At 51.9% G+C, this 24,551-nt stretch carries 25 protein-coding genes; 11 read left to right on the plus strand and 14 right to left on the minus strand.

The window, feature by feature from the left end:
* The first annotated feature begins 98 nt into the window (after nt 1-98).
* Nucleotides 99-359: a hypothetical protein gene (locus tag ACR9YC_RS00730; RefSeq protein ID WP_438728725.1), complete on the plus strand. Its 261-nt coding sequence runs from the start codon at nt 99-101 to the stop codon at nt 357-359.
* Nucleotides 360-405: 46 nt separating this feature from the next.
* Here the strand turns inward: ACR9YC_RS00730 and ACR9YC_RS00735 are convergent, their stop codons facing one another.
* From ACR9YC_RS00735 to ACR9YC_RS00750, 4 genes are all read right to left on the minus strand, one after another.
* The gene (locus ACR9YC_RS00735) at nt 406-972 is read right to left on the minus strand and encodes a gamma carbonic anhydrase family protein (RefSeq protein ID WP_438728727.1); all 567 of its coding nucleotides are present in this window, start codon (nt 970-972) and stop codon (nt 406-408) included.
* Between the two features lie 2 nt (nt 973-974).
* Entirely contained in the window at nt 975-1,544 is a 570-nt protein-coding gene (locus ACR9YC_RS00740) for a GNAT family N-acetyltransferase (RefSeq protein ID WP_438728729.1), read from the minus strand.
* Nucleotides 1,537-2,529 carry a porphobilinogen synthase gene (gene hemB / locus ACR9YC_RS00745; protein WP_438728731.1) on the minus strand — a complete coding sequence of 331 codons (993 nt, stop codon included), beginning with the start codon at nt 2,527-2,529 and terminating at the stop codon, nt 1,537-1,539. The genes ACR9YC_RS00740 and hemB overlap by 8 nt, the downstream gene beginning before the upstream one ends.
* 76 nt (nt 2,530-2,605) lie before the next feature.
* Nucleotides 2,606-4,252 carry a peptidoglycan DD-metalloendopeptidase family protein gene (locus tag ACR9YC_RS00750; RefSeq protein ID WP_438728733.1) on the minus strand — a complete coding sequence of 549 codons (1,647 nt, stop codon included), beginning with the start codon at nt 4,250-4,252 and terminating at the stop codon, nt 2,606-2,608.
* Nucleotides 4,253-4,534: 282 nt separating this feature from the next.
* Between ACR9YC_RS00750 and ACR9YC_RS00755 the strand changes: the two genes are divergently transcribed.
* The 5 genes from ACR9YC_RS00755 (at nt 4,535) to ACR9YC_RS00775 (ending at nt 10,292) form a co-directional block, all read left to right on the plus strand.
* Entirely contained in the window at nt 4,535-7,822 is a 3,288-nt protein-coding gene (locus ACR9YC_RS00755) for a helicase-related protein (RefSeq protein WP_438728735.1), read from the plus strand.
* A complete protein-coding gene (locus tag ACR9YC_RS00760; RefSeq protein ID WP_438728737.1) occupies nt 7,809-8,114 on the plus strand; it encodes an RNA-binding S4 domain-containing protein in 306 nt (101 codons plus the stop codon). The genes ACR9YC_RS00755 and ACR9YC_RS00760 overlap by 14 nt, the downstream gene beginning before the upstream one ends.
* A 109-nt stretch (nt 8,115-8,223) precedes the next feature.
* A complete protein-coding gene (fdxA, locus tag ACR9YC_RS00765) occupies nt 8,224-8,562 on the plus strand; it encodes a ferredoxin FdxA (RefSeq protein WP_438728739.1) in 339 nt (112 codons plus the stop codon).
* Between the two features lie 237 nt (nt 8,563-8,799).
* Nucleotides 8,800-9,333, plus strand: a complete 534-nt coding sequence (locus tag ACR9YC_RS00770) for a CarD family transcriptional regulator (RefSeq protein WP_438728741.1) — start codon at nt 8,800-8,802, stop codon at nt 9,331-9,333.
* Between the two features lie 152 nt (nt 9,334-9,485).
* Nucleotides 9,486-10,292: a GIN domain-containing protein gene (locus ACR9YC_RS00775; RefSeq protein ID WP_438728743.1), complete on the plus strand. Its 807-nt coding sequence runs from the start codon at nt 9,486-9,488 to the stop codon at nt 10,290-10,292.
* Between the two features lie 35 nt (nt 10,293-10,327).
* Here the strand turns inward: ACR9YC_RS00775 and ACR9YC_RS00780 are convergent, their stop codons facing one another.
* Entirely contained in the window at nt 10,328-12,421 is a 2,094-nt protein-coding gene (locus ACR9YC_RS00780; RefSeq protein ID WP_438728745.1) for a RelA/SpoT family protein, read from the minus strand.
* A 105-nt stretch (nt 12,422-12,526) separates the two neighbouring features.
* On the opposite strand from ACR9YC_RS00780, the gene ACR9YC_RS00785 reads away from it, so the two are divergent.
* Nucleotides 12,527-12,658: a hypothetical protein gene (locus tag ACR9YC_RS00785; RefSeq protein WP_438728747.1), complete on the plus strand. Its 132-nt coding sequence runs from the start codon at nt 12,527-12,529 to the stop codon at nt 12,656-12,658.
* Here the strand turns inward: ACR9YC_RS00785 and ACR9YC_RS00790 are convergent, their stop codons facing one another.
* Nucleotides 12,659-12,991: a CC_3452 family protein gene (locus tag ACR9YC_RS00790; protein WP_438728749.1), complete on the minus strand. Its 333-nt coding sequence runs from the start codon at nt 12,989-12,991 to the stop codon at nt 12,659-12,661. It abuts the gene before it with no gap.
* A 128-nt stretch (nt 12,992-13,119) separates the two neighbouring features.
* Between ACR9YC_RS00790 and ACR9YC_RS00795 the strand changes: the two genes are divergently transcribed.
* Complete coding sequence (locus ACR9YC_RS00795) at nt 13,120-13,635, plus strand: winged helix-turn-helix transcriptional regulator (RefSeq protein ID WP_438728751.1); 516 nt, start codon at nt 13,120-13,122, stop codon at nt 13,633-13,635.
* Between the two features lie 34 nt (nt 13,636-13,669).
* On the opposite strand, the gene ACR9YC_RS00800 is transcribed toward ACR9YC_RS00795, so the two are convergent.
* The 3 genes from ACR9YC_RS00800 to ACR9YC_RS00810 all read right to left on the minus strand — a co-directional run bounded on the left by ACR9YC_RS00800 (nt 13,670) and on the right by ACR9YC_RS00810 (nt 16,382).
* Entirely contained in the window at nt 13,670-14,470 is an 801-nt protein-coding gene (locus tag ACR9YC_RS00800) for an inositol monophosphatase family protein (protein WP_438728753.1), read from the minus strand.
* Nucleotides 14,470-15,834 (minus strand): TldD/PmbA family protein, encoded by a 1,365-nt coding sequence (locus tag ACR9YC_RS00805; RefSeq protein WP_438728755.1) that lies wholly within the window; start codon nt 15,832-15,834, stop codon nt 14,470-14,472. Before ACR9YC_RS00805 ends, ACR9YC_RS00800 begins: the two co-directional genes overlap by 1 nt.
* A 152-nt stretch (nt 15,835-15,986) precedes the next feature.
* A complete protein-coding gene (locus ACR9YC_RS00810; RefSeq protein WP_438728757.1) occupies nt 15,987-16,382 on the minus strand; it encodes a hypothetical protein in 396 nt (131 codons plus the stop codon).
* A 472-nt stretch (nt 16,383-16,854) separates the two neighbouring features.
* Between ACR9YC_RS00810 and ACR9YC_RS00815 the strand changes: the two genes are divergently transcribed.
* Nucleotides 16,855-18,153, plus strand: a complete 1,299-nt coding sequence (locus ACR9YC_RS00815) for an NADH:flavin oxidoreductase/NADH oxidase family protein (RefSeq protein WP_438728759.1) — start codon at nt 16,855-16,857, stop codon at nt 18,151-18,153.
* Nucleotides 18,154-18,196: 43 nt separating this feature from the next.
* Here ACR9YC_RS00815 and ACR9YC_RS00820 read toward each other — a convergent pair whose 3' ends face one another.
* The 4 genes from ACR9YC_RS00820 to ACR9YC_RS00835 form a co-directional block, all read right to left on the minus strand.
* Complete coding sequence (locus tag ACR9YC_RS00820) at nt 18,197-19,894, minus strand: long-chain-fatty-acid--CoA ligase (RefSeq protein WP_438728761.1); 1,698 nt, start codon at nt 19,892-19,894, stop codon at nt 18,197-18,199.
* Nucleotides 19,895-20,095: 201 nt separating this feature from the next.
* A complete protein-coding gene (locus ACR9YC_RS00825; RefSeq protein WP_438728763.1) occupies nt 20,096-21,220 on the minus strand; it encodes an MBL fold metallo-hydrolase in 1,125 nt (374 codons plus the stop codon).
* The gene (locus ACR9YC_RS00830; RefSeq protein WP_438728765.1) at nt 21,220-21,936 is read right to left on the minus strand and encodes a cell cycle transcriptional regulator TrcR; all 717 of its coding nucleotides are present in this window, start codon (nt 21,934-21,936) and stop codon (nt 21,220-21,222) included. Before ACR9YC_RS00830 ends, ACR9YC_RS00825 begins: the two co-directional genes overlap by 1 nt.
* A gap of 33 nt (nt 21,937-21,969) precedes the next feature.
* Nucleotides 21,970-22,140, minus strand: coding sequence for a hypothetical protein (locus ACR9YC_RS00835; protein ID WP_438728767.1), 171 nt, complete (start codon nt 22,138-22,140; stop codon nt 21,970-21,972).
* Nucleotides 22,141-22,227: 87 nt separating this feature from the next.
* Here ACR9YC_RS00835 and ACR9YC_RS00840 point away from each other — a divergent pair, with 87 nt between their 5' ends.
* The gene (locus ACR9YC_RS00840; RefSeq protein ID WP_438728769.1) at nt 22,228-22,968 is read left to right on the plus strand and encodes a hypothetical protein; all 741 of its coding nucleotides are present in this window, start codon (nt 22,228-22,230) and stop codon (nt 22,966-22,968) included.
* A 34-nt stretch (nt 22,969-23,002) separates the two neighbouring features.
* Here the strand turns inward: ACR9YC_RS00840 and ACR9YC_RS00845 are convergent, their stop codons facing one another.
* Nucleotides 23,003-24,037, minus strand: coding sequence for an NAD(P)H-quinone oxidoreductase (locus ACR9YC_RS00845; protein WP_438728771.1), 1,035 nt, complete (start codon nt 24,035-24,037; stop codon nt 23,003-23,005).
* A 110-nt stretch (nt 24,038-24,147) separates the two neighbouring features.
* Here ACR9YC_RS00845 and ACR9YC_RS00850 point away from each other — a divergent pair, with 110 nt between their 5' ends.
* Nucleotides 24,148-24,366: a DUF1192 domain-containing protein gene (locus ACR9YC_RS00850; protein ID WP_438728773.1), complete on the plus strand. Its 219-nt coding sequence runs from the start codon at nt 24,148-24,150 to the stop codon at nt 24,364-24,366.
* Nucleotides 24,367-24,551: the final 185 nt, after the last annotated feature.

Raw genomic sequence — 24,551 nt, forward strand, 5'->3', positions numbered from 1 at the left:
TCTAAGTGTTTTTTAAAAATTAACCCCGTCTGGGAAGAGGTTTTTTACCAATGAAGGGCATTTATAAGGGTGAGTGCAATCAAGGGAAAGGAATTACCATGACACCGGATCAAGGCTTTATCGCTTTTTCATCCATATCGCTGGCGGCAGTTTTGCTAGCGTTTATACTGGCTTTTCGTGACATGGATATTTTCTCTGGCCGCAAACTTGTCAGTTCACTTATTAACAAAAGCCCTGGCCAGCGCAGCAAGGATAAGCATCAGCAAGTCCTGCGCAAAACGCAGATTGCAGATGAAGCCATTGCGGCAAAAGAACGCGGTGAGCGGTTTGTTCCGCCGAGTGATTATCGCGGCTGTTGAGCGCACTTATTGTTGATAGAGATATTCTTAAATCGGGCGGTAAGGCTTATTGCTCGCCAGAATTGGCGGCTTTGTGCAACCGTCCGTTTTCAACATAATGGGCCACCCCCATTTTCATCCCCATTTTGGCGCCATCGCTTAAATGCTTGACCATCTTGGCGGGTCGGCCGACCCATAATTCGCCCGTGCCCATATGCTTGCCTTCTGGCAATAAAGCGCCTGCGCCCAGCATTGCATCGCTTTCGACAATGCATCCATTCATGATGACAGCGCCTAGGCCTATAAATCCGCGATCCATTATGGTGCAACCATGCACCATTGCCATATGACCAACCAGAACATCCTCACCAATGATGGTAGGGAAGCCATCAGGCGCGAAGGGGTTCGCTCCATCGCAATGGACAACACTGCCGTCCTGAATATTGCTGCGTGCACCGATTTCTATGCGGCTAACATCAGCGCGCAAAACACAATTATACCAGATGGACACATCAGGGCCGATTGTGACATCACCAATGATCCTGCAACCCGGAGCGATAAAGGCGCTATCATGGATTTGCGGCGTTTTGCCATTGATAGAGATGATCGATACATCGGGATATTTTGCGGACATATTTAGCTCTTCTTTATATCGTTCCATTGCTGGCGGGTAATGGCATATACCAGTGTCGGATTGTCGCTATCGGGAAAGTCAGGATCGTGGAACTCCCAAGCATTATGGCGCACCATGCCAAGGCTCTCCATCATTTTCCAACTCGGGATATTGCTTTCGCTTGTCAGAGCAACAATCTGCTCCGCCGCGCCCTGCGTAAAGCCATATTGCAAGCTCGCTCTGGCGGCTTCCCCGGCATAACCTTGTCCCCAAACCTCTTCGCGCAATATCCAGCCTATTTCTACCATGCCGTGAATTTCTTCAGGGGCGTGCTCAGTATCGACAAGTTTCAGGCCGCAACAGCCCAGTAAATCGCCGCTGCTGCGCTCCTCCAAAAACCAGAAGCTAAAGCCATTCTGAGTCTGTGATTCCTTTACACGGTCAAAGGCAGCACGGATATTTTCCGGTGTTTCTAAGCCGCCCAGATATTTGCGGATATTGGGCGTGTTGATATGTGCGTTCCAGATATCTTCATCGCTATCGGCCTCTGTCCTCAATAAGAGGCGCTGTGTTGTGATGATGGTTTCAGCCATTGAGCAATCTCGCCGCGACAGGCGCGTGATAGGTTAAGACACCTGAACAGCCAGCGCGTTTAAAGGCCATGAGTTTTTCCATCAGCAAGGCATCACGATCGCCTGCTCCAACAGAACTGGCGGCTTCAAGCATGGCATATTCACCGGATACTTGATAGGCATAGACAGGCACATCAAATGCCTGATGGGCGCGGTAAATAATATCGAGATAAGCCAGCCCTGGCTTGACCATAACGCTATCTGCGCCTTCATCAATGTCGAGAGCGATTTCGCGCATGGCTTCGTCGCCATTGGCAGGGTCCATCTGATAACTTTTCTTGTCACCTTTCAGCAGACCACCCGACCCAACAGCATCACGAAACGGGCCATAAAAGGCGCTGGCATATTTGGCAGCATAGGCCATGATCTGCACATTGTGATGATCGGCCTGTTCCAATGTATCGCGAATGGCGCCAATGCGGCCATCCATCATGTCGCTGGGCGCGACAATATCGGCACCGGCATCGGCTTGCACCAGAGACTGGCCGGTCAAAACCTCAACCGTTGCATCGTTGATGACATAGCCATTATCATCGAGCAGACCATCCTGACCATGGCTGGTATAAGGGTCGAGCGCAACATCGGTAAGGACACCCAAATCATTGCCGCAAGCCTGTTTCACGGCATCAATAGCGCGGCACATAAGATTGTCAGGGTTCAGCGCCTCTTTGCCATCATCGCTGCGTTTTTCAGCGGGTGTGTTCGGGAAAAGTGCAATGCAGGGAATGCCCAGGCTAATCGCTTCTTTTGCACGTGCGACAATACCATCCAGCGACCAGCGTGAGACACCAGGCAAGGATGCAATGGGCTCTTCCACGCCTTTGCCGCTGGTCACAAAAAGCGGCCAGATCAGATCCGACGGATCAAGCCGCGTTTCCCGCACCATAGCGCGGGACCATGTATGAGCGCGCGTACGGCGCGGGCGATGCAATGGAAATTGTGTCATAACCGCAGCATAGCCGAGGGCAATTTGACTGGCCAGAGGCTAAATGCGGCCAATATTTATGACTGGCAGAAAAGGCTTAACCGCGGATTTGGCGATCAGGCTTGCCAGTTAGCCTTTCAATCTCGCGCTCTGGTTCTTCTATAGGCGGCGGTGCCAGCGGAGAAAGGGCTTGTCCGGGTTCTAATGCGATCAGCATATCGCGGCGTGCCTTGAAGCGCGCTAATTGCTCACCGCTAAGCTGCGCACGGGTTGTAAAGCGCACGGAACGCGGGTTAATGGCGCGGCCATTGCGGTATAGCTCATAATGCAGATGCGGACCCGTGGACAGTCCGGTAGAACCAACATAGCCGATAATTTGACCACGCCTGACTCTCTGGCCAGAACGCACGGAAATACGGCTCATATGCGCATAGCCAGTGGCGAGACTGCCGCTATGGTTCAACTTCACATATTTGCCAAAGCCGCCTTTGCGCCCGGCATAGCTCACGCGGCCATCAGCAGCGGCATAAATGGGCGCGCCATATCTGGCGCTAAAGTCCAGTCCGCTATGCATACGGCGATAGCCCAATATGGGGTGGCGTCGCATGCCAAAGCCAGAGGATATATTAGCATTAACCGGCCGTGCCAACTCGCCGCGCTGTTCGCCAACACCCTTGGGGTCGAACCATTGCAGGCGGCCATCTTTTTCCCAACTCATCAATTCGACGACCTTTTTGTCGCCGCGATGTACGGATGCATAAAGCAATTTGCCAACTTGCCGTTCGCCAGTTTCTGCACGCTTATAGGCAATGATAAAGTCAAATTCGTCGCTGGCGCGAATATCGCGGCCAATTGATATTTTGGTCGATAAAGTTTTCAGATAATCCTGCACAGATTGCGGCGGGGCACCAGCGGCACGTGCTGAACGATAAAGGCTGTTGCCGACAGTGCCGCGCAGCCGCAACGGTGTATCATCAACGATAATGGGTTGGCGGGTAATGGCAAAACCATCGGCATCGCGTGTCACTTCCAGATTAAGGTCAAAGCGTGCACGAAAAGCCAGATTGTCGAGCGGGCGCGGTACATTGCGCGAAGGGCGGCGGCCAAGAACAATATCAAGCTGGGTTCCTGCTGCAATATCATCAAGCGCGACATTGGATCGTACCAGATCAGTGATTGTCGTGGCCTGATCGCGGCCAACACCGGCACGGCGCAGCACACGGGCAAAACTGTCCCCGCTGTTCAATGTTGCTGACAGAACAATATTGGGGCGTTCAGGGCTGGCAGCCAAAGGCACAACAGCGCTGGTCGCGCCCATTTTGCGGCCAACATCAGCGCCTAAGGCCAAAGGCGTGATACGCTGAGTGCGCCATTCATCATATTCACTAGCGGTCAGAGCGGGTGTGGTGCGGGCTTTGATCGCACTAAAATCTGGCCAGAAGCTAAACGCGACCAAGCATAAAGCAGACAAAGTCGCAACCCCGCGTAGCCAGCGCAAACTGCCGATATTCCTGCCCAGATCAGGGGTCCAGTCTAGCTCTCGCAAATATGTTGGCAGGCCAGCTATTTTGCTTATGAGGTTATTTTTTGCAGGTCTTATCGCCAATTCTTGCGATGGACTTGCCTGAGGGCTTGTCCGTGTATCATCTTGGTGACTATGCGCGTCTGCACGCCTGCCGCCAGACATATTGTCATCAGACTGCCGATCCGGTCCGGATGGTTCAGGGGCTTTTTCGTCGTACATCAAATCGTCTCAAATGCTCACAAAACCGTTATAATCCGGTGCAGAATCTGCATGCAACTCTTTATTATGCTCTGGTGAAGAAAGAGGCTTAATTTTGGATTAATATCAGGCGTAATCTTCTTATCGCGCGATAGAGCGTGGCCCTGAGCGGATGATTGGCAATATCGAGCATATATTAGTCCCCGGCCATAACCCAGTAGTTACGCGGTAGAATGATTTTGGCATTGCCTGTAATTTGCCTTGCAACCGGAAGGGCTTGGCGCGACATAGGTCAGGTTGCATATGACCTCTCATCGTTCTTCCTTTTCCCAGCAAAAGCTTATTGCAGTATTGGGGCCGACAAATACCGGCAAAACCCATCTGGCTGTGGAGCGTTTGTGCGCGCATAGCTCGGGCCTGATCGGCTTCCCTCTGCGTCTGTTGGCGCGTGAGGTTTATGACCGGGTATGCGCGATTAAAGGGCCGAAAGAGGTTGCGCTGATCACTGGCGAAGAGCGTATTGTTCCGCAAGGTGCGCGTTGGGTGCTGGCGACAATGGAAAGCATGCCGATTGATGGCGATTATGCCTTTGTCGCCATGGATGAGGCGCAATTGGGTGCGGATCCAGAGCGGGGGCATATCTTTACGCAGCGCATTTTGCATGCCCGTGGGCGTGAGGAGACAATGATTTTGGGCTCTGCCAGCCTGCGCCCCATGATAGAAGCGCTGTTGCCAGAGGCGGAAATTGTCACGCGCCCCCGTTTTTCTACGCTCAGCTTTGGTGGACATAAAAAACTATCGCGCTTGCCGCCACGCTCCGCAATTGTCGCCTTTTCCGCCGAAGAGGTGTATGCCACGGCAGAATTGTTGCGACGCTTTCGCGGCGGTGCTGCGGTGGTGATGGGCGCACTTAGCCCACGCACCCGCAATGCGCAGGTCGCTATGTTTCAATCTGGCGAAGTGGATTATCTGGTCGCAACAGATGCGATTGGCATGGGGCTTAATCTTGACGTTCATCATGTCGCTTTTGCGGCTTTGCGCAAATTTGATGGCCGTCGGCAAAGACGGCTCAATATTGCGGAAATGTCGCAAATTGCCGGGCGTGCAGGACGGCATCAGCGCGATGGCAGTTTTGGTAGCTTGGCGGCCTTAACGGGTGGCCGGTCTATGGAGTTTACGCCCGAAGAGATTGAGCGGATAGAAAACCACCAGGTTCCGCCGCTCTCCCATCTATATTGGCGGCAACATGATCTGGACTATGCAAATCTGGATGCTCTGACCGCTTCGCTCAATAAAAAACCCAGTGAGGATTATCTACGGTCTTCGCCCGAAGCGCTGGATATGGCGGTGCTGCAACGCCTTGCCGGTGATAGCCAGATAGCCGCTGATGCGACATCACCAACGCGCGTGGCACGGCTTTGGGCAGCGTGCAGCCTGCCGGACTTTCGTCAATTGGGCGCAGATCATCATGCGCGATTTGTCGCTCAGCTCTGGAACTATCTGAAAGATGGGGTTATCCCTCATGATTATGCTAGCCGCAAACTTGACGAGATTGACAATGCCAAAGGCGATGTCGGGACATTGTCCGGGCGGCTCGCGGCCATTCGCAACTGGGCCTATATCGCTGAAAGGCCGGACTGGCTCGACGGACGATCTGCCTTGGGCCAACGTGCCCGTGATATTGAGGAAAAATTATCTGATGCCTTGCACTCTGCCCTTGCCGAGCGGTTTGTTGACCGCCGCGCCTCTATCCTTATGCGCCGCATGACCCAGGATAGCGATCTCTTGTCCGTCACGCTTGACGATAATGATGTGGTGGCGGTCGATGGCGAAGCCATTGGCCGGCTGGAGGGCTTTCATTTCCATGTCGGATCTGATGCCAAATTGGCGGATCGTAAGATGCTGCTCGCTGCGGCGGAGCGGCATATCGGCGCATTATTGGCGGTGCGGGCCAAAGCGCTGGTCGATGATGAAGATAAGGCGTTTAGCCTGTCCAATACAGTGCTTGGCGGCATTTGCTGGCAGGGCATAGTTGTCGCGCGGTGGCAACGCAGCGGCAAGATGTTGGCGCCTTCCATGGTGCTGGATCGCTCGCTTGACGGACTCGATCATCAAAGCCGTGATGCCATTGCCGTGCGTTTGGCGGCATGGGTGAAAGCCGTGGAAGAACGGGATTTGAAAACCTTAACCGCTTTACAAACGCTTTCAGAAAACCCTGAATCAACCCCATCTATGCGCGCCGTGGCAACGCAATTGATTGAAAATGGCGGCGTGGTGGCACGTGGCCCTGCGATGCACGAACTGCTTGGCGCACTGTCTGATGAAGAGCGGCAGGCCTTGCGTAGTGCGCATGTGCGCATTGGCGCGCTTGATCTGTTTATTCCCTCTTTGAATAACCAGCGTACCCGCAAATGGCTGCACCATATCTTGGCGGTTTGGTATAAAAAAACGGCCTTGCCTGCTGATCCAATGGCAGGTCTGCCCGCCATGCTTGCGGTGCAGGCAGACAGTGAGGGCAAGACTGATGATGACCAAGCGCCTGATGCGCATCGTCAAGGGCAGCAAGAACGGCATTTGGGTTATAGGCGCGCGGGCAATAGTTGGCTGCGGGTGGATATGGCGGAAAAGCTGTTGCGTGCTGCGCATGATGCACGGCAGACAAGTAGCAAGCCAGCAAAAGCAGCGTCGCCAGCTCCGCCAAAGCCAACTCAATCAGCAATGGCAGAAAATGTTGAACCGGCGGCAATAGCAGATGTGCCGCCCTCTCAAACGGAATCATCACCGACTCAGCAGGTTGAGGGTAAAGAAGGGCCGCAGGTGCAAGCTAAACAAGGGAAGGCTGCCCAGCCCGAGCCCAAGTCCAAGCCCAAGCCCAAGTCCAAGTCCAAACCCAAGGCGGTGTTCGCGCTTTCTGATCATCTTGCGCTCTCTATCGGCCTTACCCGCGAAGATTGGGAGAAACTTCTGCGCACGGGTGGTTTCCGCAGGGCCAGTGCGCAGGATATATCTGCGGCAGGAGCAGATGCTGAAACACAGCCCGTTATGGCTGATGCAAAGACTGACACGCCCAAAGATGCCGTTTCCAAAGCAGCCAATGGAGAAACGAAGGAACAAGAGTCGCTCTCTAAAGATACGGCAGATAAAGATATAATAGCTGATGCCAGCGCAAAGGCTGGTGCCGAAACGGTGTCTGCCGAAGACACGGTTTTATGGCGTTGGACTGGGCTGAATAAACAGCGGCGACGCAAGCCAGTTTCTGGACGCAAAGAGGGCGGCCATAAAGGCCGGTCTGCCAAACCGCACGGAAAGTCAGGCGATGACCGCGGCAAGAGCGCGCATGCAAAAGGGCGTCCAAGCAATAGGTCTGGAACGGGTAAAGCCGGCCCAAATAATGCCGGGGGACAAAAGGGCAGACGCGGCAGTGCGCCGCAACGCGCTGCACCTATGAACCCTGAATTTGAAAAATTGCGTGCGCTTTTCCCACAAAAAACGCGGTCCGGTGGGAATAAAGGCAAAAAGCCCAAGGCAAAATCTGACAAGAAGTCTGATGCGCCACCAATGAATAAAGGGGATGGCGGTGCGGCTGGATAGTCTGCTTTGGCGCTTGCGATTGTCGAAGACACGGTCTCTCGCGCAGAAAACTATTGCAAAAGGGCATATCCGTATCAACCGCCAGCGTGTGACCAAGCGTCACCATATTGTGCGGACCGGTGATGTTCTGACTATCGCGATGGGCAGCAATGTGCGGACGCTAGAATTGCTGACATTGCCAGAGCGGCGCGGGCCGGCCAGCGAATCACAAAGCCATTATCATGTCATTGCGGAATATTCGCCCCGTACAGTGTCTGGAACATTGAAGCCGGAGGGGCCCTTAATAGCTTAGCTGATGATGGATAAAGTGATAATTTGCCAAGATAAAAGGTCTTTGGTTGACGCAAAGGGAAACAGTCAATAGCAACCATATAAGACATTCTAAGAGGAGCTACGCCAAAATGACCTATGTGGTGACAGACGCATGTGTGAAGTGCAAATATATGGACTGCGTCGAGGTCTGCCCCGTCGATTGTTTTTACGAGGGCGAAAATATGCTGGTCATCAACCCCAGCGAATGCATTGATTGCGGTGTGTGCGAACCGGAATGTCCGGCGGAAGCTATTTTGCCTGATACTGAGGACGGCCTGGAAAAATGGCTGGAAGTGAACACAGAATATTCTGAAAAATGGCCGAATATCACCGTGAAAAGAGATTCGCCTGCGGATGCGGACGAGTTTAAAGGTGTTGAAGGCAAGTTTGAGAAATTCTTTTCCGCTGAACCTGGCGAGGGCGATTAATCTATCGCTCTAACAAGCTCTAAAGCGCTGCTTTTGGGCTTGTCCATCAATTAGGGTGGAAACACTGTCATTTTTCTGTTATGAAGGCTTTTGAGCGCAGAGGCATTGAGTCTTTGCGTCTTTTTACATGGTGGAACTAAATGGCGAAAATATGCCATTTGTCTATGTGGTAATAGAATAAGTGAAAAATATTATGGCCTATTACCAATATTTCCCAGTGCGTTAGAAAGGTATTTTATGTCTGCCAAGGCTTTGCCCTTTGATGTGGGCGACTATGTCGTTTACCCAAAACACGGTGTCGGTCGTGTGATCGAATTACAGAATCAAGAAATTGCTGGAATGCAGCTCGAGCTATATGTTTTGCGCTTTGAAAAAGAGCGGATGACCCTGCGTGTCCCTACCAACAAGGTAGAAAGCATCGGCATGCGCAAATTGTCGTCTGACAAAACTTTGCGCGAGGCTCTCGACGTTTTGAAGAGCAAACCAAAGGTGAAGCGCACCATGTGGTCGCGCCGTGCGCAGGAATATGAAGCGAAAATCAATTCTGGTGATCTGGTCTCGATTGCAGAAGTGACCCGCGATCTGTTCCGCGCAGACGACCAGCCGGAACAGAGCTATTCTGAGCGGCAGATTTTTGAGGCGGCGTCGAGCCGTTTGGCACGCGAGCTCGCTGCCATGGAAAAGACAGACGAGCCAACTGCTCTCACCAAAATTCTCGAAATTTTGAACGAGCATGCGCCGCTCTATTATGAGACGGCTGACGAAGCATAAGCTATCATCCACATTATCAAAGGCCGCCTTTGAGCGGCCTTTTTTATGTCTGCGTCCGAACATCAAAGCGCCAGAGCAACATAGTGATATTTGCCATAGTGTGGCTTGACGCAGCGGGCTTAAGCGTCAATGCTTTGCCTATGAACAGAATAATGCCCCGCTTCCTTGTCTCTTTCGCGCTATTGCTCGGCATGACCGCACTTTTAACGCCCATTGATACTGCTCATGCGGCGGAGCGGCGATACAGTACGGGCAATTTTAACTCTGTCCGTATCTTTGGTGACTTTGATGTTGTTATAGAAAGTGCGCGCGGTCTTTCTGTGCGTGCGGAAGGTGACTCGTTGCTGATTAACCGCATCATTGTTCGCAGTTCGGGCAGGGTATTGACCATAAGAGAGCGCAATGTCGGCACATCGCCGCCCATATTTGATGACCGTATTGATAAAGGCCGCGAACGCATAAAAATCTATATAACGGCGCCGGCCCTTGCTTCGGTGAGCTATCAGGGCGACGGCAATATCTCTGTCGCTGAACTGCAAGGCAGCAAAACCAGCATGACATTGATCGGCAATGGCACCGGCATGGTGCAGCGGGTTGATAGTGACAATTTGGTGAGCAATATCAATGGTCGTGCTGTACTGACTCTGCTGGGCAATGCCAAGCGGCATCGTGTCGTGTTGCGCGGCTATGGCGGTGTGGATGCGCTTGAGCTGAGCAGTGAAAATGCTGAAATTATAGCCGAAGGTCCGGTAATTGCGGAAATTGCAGTGTCGGACTCGGTTTCTGGTCTGGCCAATGATGGCGCTGATGTGCTGGTGGTCGGCACTGAAGATTGCTCGGTGCGTACGCCATCACAAGACCGTGCTTACGGCTCTGGTCTCGCCGCTGCCAATGTTCGCTGCATATTGGTTGATGACCGGCCCGAAGAAGAAACGCCGTCCGGCCAAGCTGATAAATAGCGCTAGCTTCCTATTTGCCGAAATCAGGCGATGCGTTAAATTCTCTCTGTTTCCACTGAGGCATCGGATGCCCTGATAGCAGAGATAATCTGCATCAAATGCTGGACATCTTTAACTTCAAGGTCGATTTCAAACACGTGGAATGGCTCTTCGCGCTGCACTAGCCGCAAGTTGATGATATTGGCCATATGGTGCCCCAGAATTGCGGTCAGTTCCGCCAATGTGCCGGGTTTATTTTGCAGGGTGGAGCGCAAACGCGCGGTTGCCCCTATGGCGCGCGGATCCCATGATAAATCGACCCAGTCAGCGTCCACACCATTGGCCAAAGTCATGCAGTCAATGGCATGGACCTCTACGGGCGAATTTTCACGGCGCAGACCAACAATGCGATCGCCCGGAACAGGGTGGCAGCATTGGCCCAGCTCATAAGCAAGGCCCGGTGTAAGGCCGCGAATGGTCAGTGCATGGTTAGGCCGTGGCCAATCATGTGGGCGCTTATCCTCGGCAGTGCTGCCCGGCACCAATGCTTCCATCAGCGCTTCATCAGTGATTTTGTGCGCACCAATTGCATGCATCAAATCTTCTTCGGTTGGGATGTCGAGCCTTTCCATGGCTGCTGTCATTGCTTTTTTGCCGATCTTGCCGGGCAATTGTTCGCAGATCTGGTCATAGAGCATACGGCCAACCGCGCCGATTTCCTCGCGTTCCTTATGGCGGACCGAGCGGCGGATAGCGGCGCGCGCTTTGCCGGTAACAACAAAGTTGAGCGATGATGGTTGCGGTGTGCTGCCCTCTGATTTCAGAATTTCAACAATATCGCCATTTTTGAGACCTGAGCGCAGCGGCGCTGTACGCCGGTTTATCCTTGCTGCAACGGCCTGATCGCCCAAATCGGTATGCACGGCATAGGCAAAGTCGAGAGCGGTTGCTCCGCGCGGCAATTGGTGCAGCACACCCTTGGGTGTAAACGCAAAAATGCGATCTTGATACATGGCCATGCGAGTATGCTCGAGCAATTCCTCAGCATCTTTGGCATTATCCAGAATTTCGAGCAGATCGCGAATCCAGCCAGCCTGCCCATCCGGTGTCGCATCATGCTGTTTATATGCCCAGTGCGCAGCCAGACCAAATTCACTCTGTCGATGCATCTCCTCGCTACGGATTTGTATTTCGACCTGCATGGATTCACCAAAGATGATGGCGGTGTGCAAGGAACGATACCCATTGCGCTTGGGTGTAGAAATATAGTCCTTGAAACGGCCCGGAATCATTTTCCAATTGCTATGGATGGCACCCAATGCGCGATAGCAATCTTCGACATTGTCCGTGATAATGCGAAAGGCAATAATATCGGTCATATCCTCAAAAGTGACATGCCGTTCAGCCATTTTGCGCCAGATAGAATAAGGATGTTTTTCGCGGCCACTCACTGTCGCGCGGATTTGTTTTTCGCTAATACAAAGGCCGAGCTCTTTACTGATAAGTTCAACCGGTTCAGCGCCGCCTTGCTTAATCAGTTCGAGCCGTTCGACGATCGTCGCATAGCCATTGGGCTCTAGTTGTTCGAACGCCAGAAGCTGCATCTCGCGCATATATTCATACATGCCGATACGCTCTGCCAAAGGCGCATATATCTCCATAGTTTCTTTGGCTATACGCTGGCGCTTTTCGGGCTTTTTGATGTGATGCAGGGTGCGCATATTGTGCAGCCTGTCGGCCAGTTTGACGAGCAGCACCCGCAGATCATTCGACATGGCAAGTAGGAATTTGCGCAAATTCTCCGCCGCGCGCTCATCATCTGTTTGCGCTTCAATACGCGATAATTTGGTAACGCCATCGACCATTTGGGCAATTTCTTTGCCAAACAGATCCTCAATTTCCTCGACGGTGGTCAGCGTGTCTTCAACCGTGTCATGCAGCAAAGCCGTGACAATGGTTTCCTGACCAAGCCGTAAATCGGTCATTAGGCCAGCAACTTCTATCGGATGGCTGAAATAAGGGTCGCCGCTGGCGCGTTTTTGGCTGCCATGTTTCTGCACAGAAAAGACATAGGCGCGGTTGATCAGCGCCTCATCTACATCGGGGTCATAACTTCTAACCCGTTCTACAAGTTCATATTGTCGCAGCATCTATACAGATGAAGTGCTTTTGCGAAAAATTGCAACAAAAAAGCCCGTATTTTCCAAAGCTGTCGTTCGGAAGAGGAAAAGAAACGACAGCAGATCATCTTTTAGATGGCTTGGAAAAATACGGGCCGAGTTTTGGTCTTGCGCAATGCAATGGCGGTTTTGGCTGGGCATTATAGCCCTGAGGTTAAGGGGGGCAGTGCCAAAACCGCCATCATGCTGAGACCAAATGGCGTTTAATTATGCTTTGGCGTTACAGGTGCTCATGTCTTCGGCGGCAAAAGCTTCACCACGAACACTAAAAGTTTCCAATGCGCCCATTTTCTTCGCCAACCGTGCACAGACATTGGTTGGGCGGCTTGTTGCTTTGCGAGCGCGGCATGTATCGCCTGAACACTGCCATACAACACCGCGGATAATTTCGGTTTTGGCTTCTTCAATCGGTGTGCTCAACTTGGCCACATAATATGGGCCTTTGGCCGCGGCGGCTGGGGCTGATGCCAAAACAACAGTTGCGGCAAAGGCGACAGCGGCTGCAAAAAACTTCTGGGCAAAATTTGGGGATTGGGTCATTATATATTCCTTAGTTGTAAAAATCGATGCAAGAGCTTAGGTTGCGAATCAATACCTAATATATTCAGTTTTTAGTTGCAACTAAAAACTTATAATTTGTGCCATAAGAGCATGTGGAGCGGATATTTATGGGAAAATTGCGTGAGCCTTTGGGCGAACTGACTGACAGTTGCGGGCTGCCTATGGCGCTTGAAGCGATGGGCGAACGTTGGTCATTTATGATCTTACGCGCCAGTTTCAACGGCCTTCATCATTTTGAGGAATTTCTTGAAGAACTGGGGATTGCCCGTAACATATTGTCCAACCGTCTGACGAAATTGGTGCAAGCAGGTATCTTAAAGCGTGCGCCATGCGTTGATGACCGTCGGCGCATTGAATATCGCCTGACCGAAAAGGGGCTCGATCTTTTGCCAGCCATGATCGCTCTGCGGCAATGGGGTGAGCGCTGGGGCACAGGTATTCCATCCAATCCAGTATTGTGTGATGAACGCGATAGATTGCCTATCGCGCAATTGGTGCTGCGGTCCCATGATGGTCGAACATTAGGGCCAAAAGACCTGTGCTGGATTGATGAGAATGACTTAGACAACATGGAGTCTAAGCATCAACCTGCCGATATTCGTCAATTGGTTGGCGGTTCCTGATCGCAATATATGGCTTATGATTAAGCGCTAGCGTCTAACCTTGTTGGGATTGCGCAGAAACCTTTTCTGCACGTGGCCGCAAATGCGCCAATGCAGCGTCATGAATGCCTTTGGCGCTACAAAGCACACCGAAATGCACCGGGCGCGGCGATGTAAAAATGAGTGGCTTACCTGTCGCTTCTGTTGCCATAGCCCCTGATTCCAGAACGATAAGCGCTGCCGCTGCCAAGTCCCAAGCATAGCCCCATCGTAAAGTGGCGACCAGGTCGGCCTGATCACTGGCGATCATAGCCATACGCAGCGCAATGCTGTTCGGCTTCTCTACCATGCTCAAAATATTGTCTGCTTCTGACAAACTGTCAGTCGGCACTCTTGCCCCGTTGAGAGATTGCCTCTGACTGCCGCTCAGCGTCTGACCATTGCAATCCGCGCCTTCGCCGCGCACTGCCATCCACATCTGGTCTTTTGTGGGTGCATAAAGTGCGGCCAATTGCGGGACGCCGGCAACGCAATAGGCCACAGAAACGGCCCAGCCATTTCGACCACGAATAAAGTCGCGCGTGCCGTCAATGGGATCGACAATCCACATAGGCTGGTCGTCATGGCGGCTAGCGGCATTGTCGCTTTCCTCTGAAAGCCAACCTGCATCTTTGTTCAGCCTACCCAGAGCCTCACGCAAATATCCGTCAACGGCCAGATCAGTTTTTGTCACGGGATGGCCCGGCGTCTTGTCCCAACTCTCTAATATTTTGCCAGGACGAAAATTTTCCAGCGCCAGCATACCGGCATCGCGAACAATTTGCGCCAATTCTTTAGGTTGAGGGGTGAGGGCCATTACTGGCCTGCGATAGTCATGCCATCAACCCGCAAAGTTGGTGTGTTGATAGCGCGGTGCATCGACAGATCGTCAGCTGCTGTCATCGCAGCAAACATATCCAGCAAATTGCCAGCAATGGTGATCTCGCTAACGGCCTCTGCAATAACCCCGCCACGAATGGCAAAGCCGCTTGCGCCGCGACTATAATCGCCTGTTACGGCATTCATGCCCTGTCCGGCCAGTTCTGTGACATATACGCCTTCTTCTATATCGGCCATCAATGTTTCCGGGCTGATGCTGCCAGCCACAAGATGGACATTGGTCGCAGAAATGCCGGGGCTTCCGCCAATGCCGCGACTGGCATGGCCAGTGGTTTCCATCCCCAGTTGAGCGGCCGCTGCACTGTTCAACAGCCAGCCAGTCAATGCACCATTATGCACCAGTTCCTTGCGTGTCGTGGCCACGCCCTCACCGTCAAACAGGCGTGAACGCAGGCCCCGCGCATAATGCGGATCATCAATGATAGAGATGGCACTATCAAAGATAGTTTTGCCCAGATGTTCCTGCAAGAAACTGGATTTGCGGGCCACAGATGTACCGCTAATCGCGCCAAGGAAATGCCCAATCAAACTGCCTGCCACACGTGGGTCAAAGATAACGGGCCGCACACCGCTTGCCATGGTCTGCGGGTTCATACGGGCTATAGCGCGTTCACCAGCACGTCTGCCAATGGCCTGCGGCGATTCCAGGTCGCTATAATGCCGCGCTGTGCGATAGGCATAATCGCGCTGCATATTGGCTCCTTCACCGGCCAGAACGCTGGCGCTGGTGCCAAATATTGATGTGCTATAAGCAGCGGAGAAACCATTGCTTGTAGCAAGAGCGATAAGCGACGACCCCGCACTCGCAGAACCGCCTTCAGAATTGGTGACACCATCAACTGCGCGCGCAGCATCTTCTGCAGCCAGCGCATCGGCCTGTAATATGGCAGGATCATTATGTCCGTTCTTGTCACTGAGCGCCAGAGCGTCCTGCTGCTGAGCAATATCTTCGCGTGTATAGAGCAATTCTTCAGGCGCAAGCCGTGCAAATTCATCTTCCGGTGCCAGCCGCGCCATGGCGATGGCGCGTTCTACCAGCTGTTCAAGCGATGCAGTATCAAAGCTGTTGGTGGAAACACTGGCATGCCTGGTGCCGTCAAACACGCGCAGGCCAAGGTCGCTGCTCTCACTGCGTTGCACATCTTCCAATGACCCCAAACGGATTTGCACATCGGTCGATTGTTCGCTGACAAAAATTGTGTCGGCTCCGGTCGCCCCTGCCTTGATAGCTCGGGCAACGCAGTCGGCCGCGATTTCGCGGGCTTTATCTTCTTCGATCATGACAAGACCTATCCTTCATGGCAGCTATATAAGCAAGGACCATAAGGAGGTTAATGCACTAAATTGCTTATCAATATGCTATATTGCCAGGCCATCTTTGCCAGCATAGGTGGGGCATGCCTATTGCTGCCCCATATTGGCTCGACATGCTTTTAGAAAATCGCGTGCAAAATTTTGGCAGTGCCGGCAACTATGAATGGGAAGGCAATGGCGGCACACCATAGCAAGATGGTATCGCGGCGGAACAGACGAGCATATGTCATGTCATCATTATCTGCCATATGTTCCCAGCGCCGTTCAAAGTTACGACACGCAGGAATGACAAGCGCGACGAGAGCGACCAAGGCAAAATAGGGCAGAATTGAGCGTGAGTCGCCTTTAATGGCCGACATGCCAACAAAGATTTGTAAACCGGTATAGGTTAATAGGGCATAGGCGATATGGTTGCTCATCTTTTGCGACCATGTCAGAGGCTTTGCAGTAGCCGCCGCATCATAATACGCTGTATTATCAAGGTTTTTCGATGGGTTCTTTGCTGTCTCAGCCATAGATTCCTGCCCCTTATTAGCTCTGGCATCATAGTATTTTCGTGGCGGTATTTATGCGATTATGTTGTGCAGCCGACCCCAAATAAAATGCCAAGCAGTTATGTTCCCAATAAGGAGGCTAGGCCAAGAATTATGAAAGCGCAATATCTGGATGTGTGAAACCATGTTGCGCGTAACTATCTGCTGTGATTGTTATGATTCAAGACATGCTATTATCCGCCGGTCCAGATACAAGGATCGCATAACATAGCGCCATGCACGAAATGTCTTCCAACATGAGCAAATGTAAATTTGGGGCTATAAAATTTTGCGAAGTGCTGTAAGATTCGTTCACGAAACAAAAAATAAGATGTCGCAAACAAAAGTAATATCATTGGCTGTCTTGCTTTCTATGACTGTATAGAGGCGTAGAGAGTCGATAAATCATTACACGTCCGTGCTTTGTGGCGTCCCTTTTGGGAGCCCGTTGATAATGACTGCCAATTTGCATTCGCCGTTGCCGTTGCCATGTGGCGCAACGCTGAAAAACCGTTTTGCCAAGGCTGCAATGACAGAGGGCTTGGCTGACCCATGTGGAATCCCCGGCGAAGACCTCAACAATCTTTATGGCCTCTGGTCTGATGGTGGCGCGGCTTTGCTGCTGAGCGGCAATATCATGGTGGATAGTGACCATTTGGAAAGGCCTGGCAATATTGTCATTGATTCCGAGTTAAACCGTGAATTGACAGATGGTTTGCTAGCCTTGGCCAGACATGCAACGCGCAATGATAATCATTTCTGGGCGCAATTAAATCACTCGGGCAGGCAAACCCCCAAAAATGTTAACCCTTCACCAAAGGCACCTTCGGCGGTGAAGGTGAATTTGCCGGGCGGGCAATTTGGCATGCCTATGGCCATGAGCGGTGATGAGATAAGCGATATCATCACCAAATTTGCCAATGCGGCCCGCACTGTAAAGGATGCTGGTTTTACCGGTGTGCAGGTCCATGCTGCCCATGGATATCTGCTATCATCATTTTTGAGCCCGCTCACCAATTTGCGCGATGATAAATATGGCGGATCATTGGAAAATCGTGCCCGTTTCTTGCGTGAAGTGGTCGCTGCGGTGCGCAGCGTTGTTGGCAAGACATTCCCCGTTGCGGTCAAACTCAACAGCGCGGATTTTCAACGTGGAGGTTTTCAGTTTGAAGACAGTCTGCAGGTGGCGCAATGGCTTGCCAATGATGGCATTGATTTGCTGGAGATATCAGGCGGCAATTATGAGCAACCTAAGCTATTAGGCCTGGCAGGCTTGGAAGAGGAGGAGCCGCAAAATGTCGCAGAATCCACTGGCCAACGTGAGGCCTATTTTGGCGATTTTGCCAAAGCGATGCAGGCGCAAGTGGCGATTCCTTTGATGGTTACAGGCGGCTTTAGAACGGCCGCTGCAATGGACTTTGCTGTGGATAGCGGCGCAGCAGATATTATTGGTATTGGCCGGCCAATGTGCACCATGCCTGATGCTCCACAGAAATTGCTCAATGGTTTGGAAAAACTACAAAGCCCTGAAAAGGAATTGGGCATGTTCCCTTCATGGCTGGGCTTTTTGCGCAATATAGGCATGTTTCGCGCTATGGAAGGCTTTGCCGTCCAATATTGGTTTTACGCCCAGATTTATGCCTTGGCTGAAAAAGGACAAATGGACATGCAGGTTACGCCTTTTCAGGCCTTTCGCATGGTTGAAGCGCGCAACAAGGATCTGATTGCAAAAAGAAAACGGTTGGTTTGCTAGCCCCAGAAAGACTTGGATGAGGAGGGCTTGGTCGCTTCCACGCCTATTGGTCGCCGAGCTCTTCCTGCCGCAATGTCTTCCGGTCCAGCTTGCCAATCAGCGTTTTGGGGAGTTCAGAGCGGATAACAACTTCGGTCACACGTTCATGCTTGCCCAATTGCGGGTTCAGCCATGCTTTTATGGTTTCGCCATCTGTGGCTTGCGGGCTGTTAAGAGTAACAAAAGCCTTGGGGCATTCGCCAAGATATGCGTCGCCAACACCAATGACCAAGGCCTCTTTAATATCCTCATGCTGGTATAAAATCTCTTCAATCTGACTAGGGAAAACCTTAAACCCGCCGACTGAGATCATATCTTTGATGCGGTCCACAATGGCGACATAGCCTTCATCATCTATGGTCGCGACATCCCCTGTCCGCAGGAAACCATCGATAAAGACGCCTGAATCAGCATCCGGCCGGTTCCAATAGCCTTGCATCACTTGCGGTCCGGAAAAGATTAATTCACCGGGCTCTCCGTCCGCCACTGCCGTGGAAGGGTCTTCCTTATCCACCAAGCGGATCAATGTACCGGGCAAGGGTTGGCCGATAGAACCAGTTTTGTTCAACCCTTCATAAGGATTGCATGAAACTACGCCGCTGCTCTCTGTCAGGCCATAGCCTTCGACAACTTTTGCTCCCGTCGTCTTTTCAAAGGTTGCTTTTACCTCTGCCGGCAAAGGCGCACCGCCTGAAATACAGGCACGTAATGAAGAGAAGTTTGTCTTCTCCGTACGGGGATGGTCAATCAATGCCTGATACATTGTCGGCACGCCCGGCAATGATGTCACCTTGGTGCGGTCAATGGCCGCCAGTGCCTGAGCCGCATCGAAACGTGGCAATATCACCATCTCGCCGCCGTTTAACACGGTCCGGTTCAGCACACAGGTGTTGGCAAAAACATGGAAAAAGGGCAGCACGCCCAAAATACGGTCTTCGGCGGTATGATCAGGGTCGATCATATTCACCTGACGGGCATTGGCGGTCAGATTCTGGTGGGTCAACATCGCGCCTTTGGGCGTTCCCGTTGTGCCGCCAGTATATTGCAGCAGTGCTATATCCTTTTCTGGATCAATAGACACAGGCTGAACATCACCGTCATTATCTATCAGATCAGAAAAGCGGGAAACACGCGGGTCATCAGGGCGTTTGGCAATATCCTTGCCTTTGAATAAACGGTAAAATACGGATTTAATGCCGGGCAAGGCGCCTTCGACCGAACCAACAACCAATTTGCGCAGGCTAGACTGATCAAGCACCTGCAATGCTGTTGGCAATAATGCAGCGGCGGTTAGCGTGAACAATATAGTGGTGCCGCTATCTTCTACCTGATGGGCCAGCTCATCCACGGTATAGAGCGGAGAAAAATTTACCAGAGTCGCACCAGCGGCCATTGCGCCATAATAAGCAGCAACATAATGCGGCACATTGGGCAGAAAAAGGCCAATGCGATCACCCTTGCCAACGCCCATTTGCTGCAAGCCTTTGGCGACACGCTGTGCAGCCTTTGCAGTGTCGGCATAGCTAAATTTGCGGCCCATAAAATCAATCGCAGGCGCATCGCCTTTGCGTTCAGCGCTGCGGAAAAGCATGTCGGGCAGGCTAAGCGGCGCAAATGTCTGATCCCATGCTGGCGGATGATTATAATGGCGCGACCAGATTATATCGGTGTCTGCGGAGATGTCAGGCTTAGGGTTATTCATCGACCACTTTCAAGAAAAACAGCGCATTTCACGAGATGCATTGTTATAAGGAATTAACTACTGACATTTATGTCAGCAAGCGGCTTTTAAGCGAACACCATGTCCTTGACAAGCGATAGCCTATATTTGTTTGGTCTTATAAGTAGTTCGCAGGGCAGACAGATCTGGTTACGCCGAACCTAGCTGAGTGTAATCCGCCTTTTAAGCAGCGCTGAACCAACCAACACCATCACGGTTTTCGCATTGCGCGCGGCCGGTCCGCTCCAGATGACGCAAATGGGCCATGGCTTCGCCTGCAGCCAATCCGTAGACGCTGTCATCGATCGTCCTATCAAACAATAGGTCAAAACAATCAGTGGCGCGCAATTCGCGCTTGGCCAGTTCTGCCTCTAACGCATCCAGTCTTTGATGATGACCTTGCGCCAATATGTCGAGCCGGTGCTGAACGCCGGTAAAGGGGTAACCATGGGCCGGCAGCACCAGCATGTCATCCGCCAGAGCATTTTTGAACTTATCGATACTGGCCAGCCACTCGCCCAATGGGTCGCTATCCGGTTCGGCATCCATCAATGAGACATTGGAAGTGATACGCGGCAAAATCTGGTCACCAGCAATGATGACGCCATTATGATGATCGACAAAGCTGCAATGTTCAGGCGTGTGTCCACCGCCAGTTATGGCGTGCCATTGGCGCTTGCCGACAGTAATAACATCGCCATCATTGATACGGCGATGGCTGATCGGCAGGCGCGATACAGCGCGCGCAAAATTGCCCCAGCCTTGCTTTGCAAATTTTGCTAGCCGCTCTTCAGAATAACCATTAAATTTGCGCAGCGCGACGGCTTCTTTGGGCGGTGCGTCTTGAATATCTGATGTCAGCATCCGCGCCATCAGCCACTCAGTGCGGTTCATCCATATCTTGACCTTGAACTTGTTGGCCAGCCATCCTGCACAGCCAATATGATCGGGGTGAAAATGGGTGACCAATATACGGGTCAGCTCTTTGTCTTTTAACGGCCCTGCAAATAGTGACTTCCAGCTATCAATTGCTGGCGGCATAAACAGGCCGGTATCGGCAATCGCATAGCCATTTTCGACATCATTATCATCGCCCAGCAACCAGATATTGATATGGTTCAGATTGCCCGGCACGGGCAGGCGTGTCCAACCGATATCCGGCAAGAGCGGGAATATGGTGCCATATTCGGGTGCTTGCTCACCCAAAGGGTAGGTCAGCCCCTTAAATTCGGTAGGCTCAAAGCCATGGTCAGCCAGAAGCGTCCAATCCGGCTCGCCACTGGCTGTCTCAGGCGCTGTGCTGGCCATCAATTTTCAGGGTTGCTGCCCAGCGGTTCACCACCCAGCAACTTGGCTGTCATGGCTTCTTCTTCAGCTTGTTTTAGAGCATCTTCTGCGGCCTGACGTTCGGCTGCGCGCTCAGCCTGTAATTGCTCGATCATCGCAGCGCGATCACCCCCAAGGCGGCTATCTTCATTATCGCTGGTGGCAATTCCGGCACGCTTAGCGGCTTTCGCTACAACAGCATCCAGATCACGCTGGCTGCAAAGGCCGAGTGTTACAGGGTCTTTGGGTTGAATATTGGCGATGTTCCAGTGACTGCGATCACGAATAGCGTTGATGGTGTTGCGCGTGGTACCGATCAGCTTGCTGACCTGACCATCGGAGATTTCCGGGTGATTGCGCAGCAACCATGCAATACCATCAGGCTTATCCTGCCGCTTAGAAACAGGTGTGTAGCGTGGGCCTTTGGTCCTGTGCTTTTGCTCGGGCCCTTTGGCGATGATGAGGCTATAATCTGGATCGGCCTGACCTTTGTCCAGCTCTTCCTGTGTTAGCTCGCCGGCCTGAATCGGGTCGCGCCCCGTATATTTGGAGCTAGCCAGATCGTCCGCCATCGCCTGCACTTCCAAAATATGCAAACCGCAAAATTCGGCAATTTGTTCAAAGCTAAGACCCGTATTGTCCACCAGCCATGAAGCGGTGGCGTGCGGCATAAGCGGCTTTACACTTGTATCGGCCATGATCTGTTTTCTCCTGTCAGCCGGATATTGCTATCATGGCATGATGTCATCAAGCCGCGCTGCATCCGGGATATGCAAATAATAATGGCCACCCCATGCAGGGCGGCCTTCATCCTCTCGGTACGCTTTTTTTCCGTCATCGGCAAGACTTGTTGCACTTGGCACATACTTCTTACCGATTTTGCCATGAGATAGCGTGGGCAAATGCGATTCCGCCTGCGTCGTAACGCTATCGTTCTGGTTTAAACAATCGTCAAGAATTTGCGGATAAAATGACTGTATCAGGAGGGGATGATGAAGAATATCATGATGATTAAACGCATTGTTGCGATTCTATTGGGCAGTTTGCTTCTGACAGGGTGTTTTGGCAGCAAAGAGCAGGAATATATCGTTAAAAAACCTGCCTCTCAGCTCTATCAGATCATTTCCAGTCTTGAGCTTAATGGCTCGGCACTGGGTTCCTATGCAGATGCGGCCAATACCATTACGGTTAAGCGCGTCAATAATGAGTCCGTCACCTATAAATTTACGTCCGAGGAAGAACAGGATGGCGCGACAATCGCATTTCGGTTTCAGCCTTCGACAGATGGTAATGCGACCAAGGTGCTGGTGACCTACGACATCCCGGCAGTCAATGTTGGCGATGGCAAGTCACTAGGCAAATCGGCGGGCGAATATTTTGTCGTGCCGACCCTTGTGCGCAAAGCCTTCAAAAAGGATTTGAAAAAGCTGTTCAAAGCGATTGAGAAAAGCGAGCCGCACCGCCAATCTGCACGCGAACTGAATCTCGCCTTTCATGCGGTCAGTTTGGTCACCAACCCTAAGAAAATGCGGTCGCTCGTGGAATCTGATTCTTCTCGCTATGCAGTGTTGAACAATAGTTTTCGTGATGGTGGTGGGCGTGATTATGCTGGTTCGTCCACCAATATCGATGCGGCGAGCAAGGGCGGCTGGGCCACGGATAATGCACGGCCGATGAACGATGCTAAGCCGATGACCGATACGGATAATACCGAATTGAGCACATGGTAAGCGCTAGTCGTAATAGTCTTTTGGCAATAGCGCTTTAGTCGTCAGCCACTTTCAACACTATCTTGCCGATATGTGCGCCAGATTCCATATGCTGATGAGCGTCTGCAGCCTGATCCAGCGGAAAGACTGTATCAACCGTTGGCGTCAATGCCCCTGCATTGACTATCGGCCAGACAATATTGTGGATCTCATCAGCCAATAGGGCTTTGAATTCACCGCTGCGCGCTCTCAATGTCGAGCCAGTGAGCACAAGCCGTTTGCGCATAATCTCAACCATGGAGATTTCCGCTGTCAGCCCGCCTTGCACGGCAATGGTTACATGACGGCCATCTTCTGAAAGGCAGGCCATGTTGCGGGGTACATAATCGCCAGCCACCATGTCGATGACAATATTGACGCCGCCGCCATCGGTCAGCCGTTCAACCTCAGCGACAAAGTTCTGCGTCTTGTAATTAATAGCCGCATCAGCGCCAGCATGGAGAGCCGCCGCGCATTTTTCATCCGAACCGCATGTGACATAAATGGTCATATCGAACAATTTCGCCAACTTAATCGCCATCATGCCGATGCCGCTGGTGCCGCCATGGACCAAGACGCTTTCGCCTTTGCGGGCATAGGCGCGTTCAAACAGATTGTGCCAGACGGTGAACAATGTTTCAGGCAATGCTGCCGCTGATGGCATATCCAATATTTCAGGCACGGGCAGGCAATGGCGGTAATCGGCACAGCAATATTCTGCATAGCCGCCGCCTGCGACCAGAGCGCATACTTTTTGGCCCATCATTTCAATTGGAACATTTTTGCCTGTTGCAACAACAGTGCCGGATATTTCCAGTCCGAAGATTGTCGGCGCACCGGCTGGCGGCGGATAAAAGCCTTTGCGTTGGATAATATCGGGACGATTTACTCCGGCATAAGCAACTGCAATCAGCAGATCATCATCACCAGGTTCCGGCACCTTATGCTGGCCCAATATCAACGCATCGGGTCCACCAGGCTGCGGCGCATCGACGGCGCGCATCATATTCGGAATATCGCCGTCTCGTCTAGGATCTGTACCACCTGTCATATTGCCCACCGAGCCCCCTCTATAACGTGATTTTAGTACGATTATGCTATTTTGTTATTTTTGCGGAATAGTTTATTGACAGCTTGCAGCAACAGGTCAACATTAACGCCATGGATGAAGACGATTTTACTACTGGATTTACCGCCGCAAAGGGCGATGATGTGCTGGCACAATTGGCAAAGACTGACCTTGATCCGCTGTCAATTGATGAACTGAATGAACGGGTTGCTGCGCTAAAAGTTGAAATCACCCGATGTGAAGTGCATCGTGACAAAGCATCGAGCCACCGCCTCGCCGCAGAAGCGCTTTTTGGCAATAAGAAAAGCTAATTATTCTGGGCACCATCGCAAAGTTTCAAAAGCCACCTATATATTATTGAGACGCTGGTAACCTCAAACATTTGGGTATCAGGTAAATCTATTATGTTATTTGCCGTGAGAACACAGGTTACGGCAAAACTGTGTCAAAACCGTTTTTGGCCTTGCAAAATGCCGAATTTATGCGCTGATTGGCC

Source organism: Parasphingorhabdus sp. DH2-15, from assembly GCF_051668705.1.
GTDB lineage: Bacteria > Pseudomonadota > Alphaproteobacteria > Sphingomonadales > Sphingomonadaceae > Alterisphingorhabdus.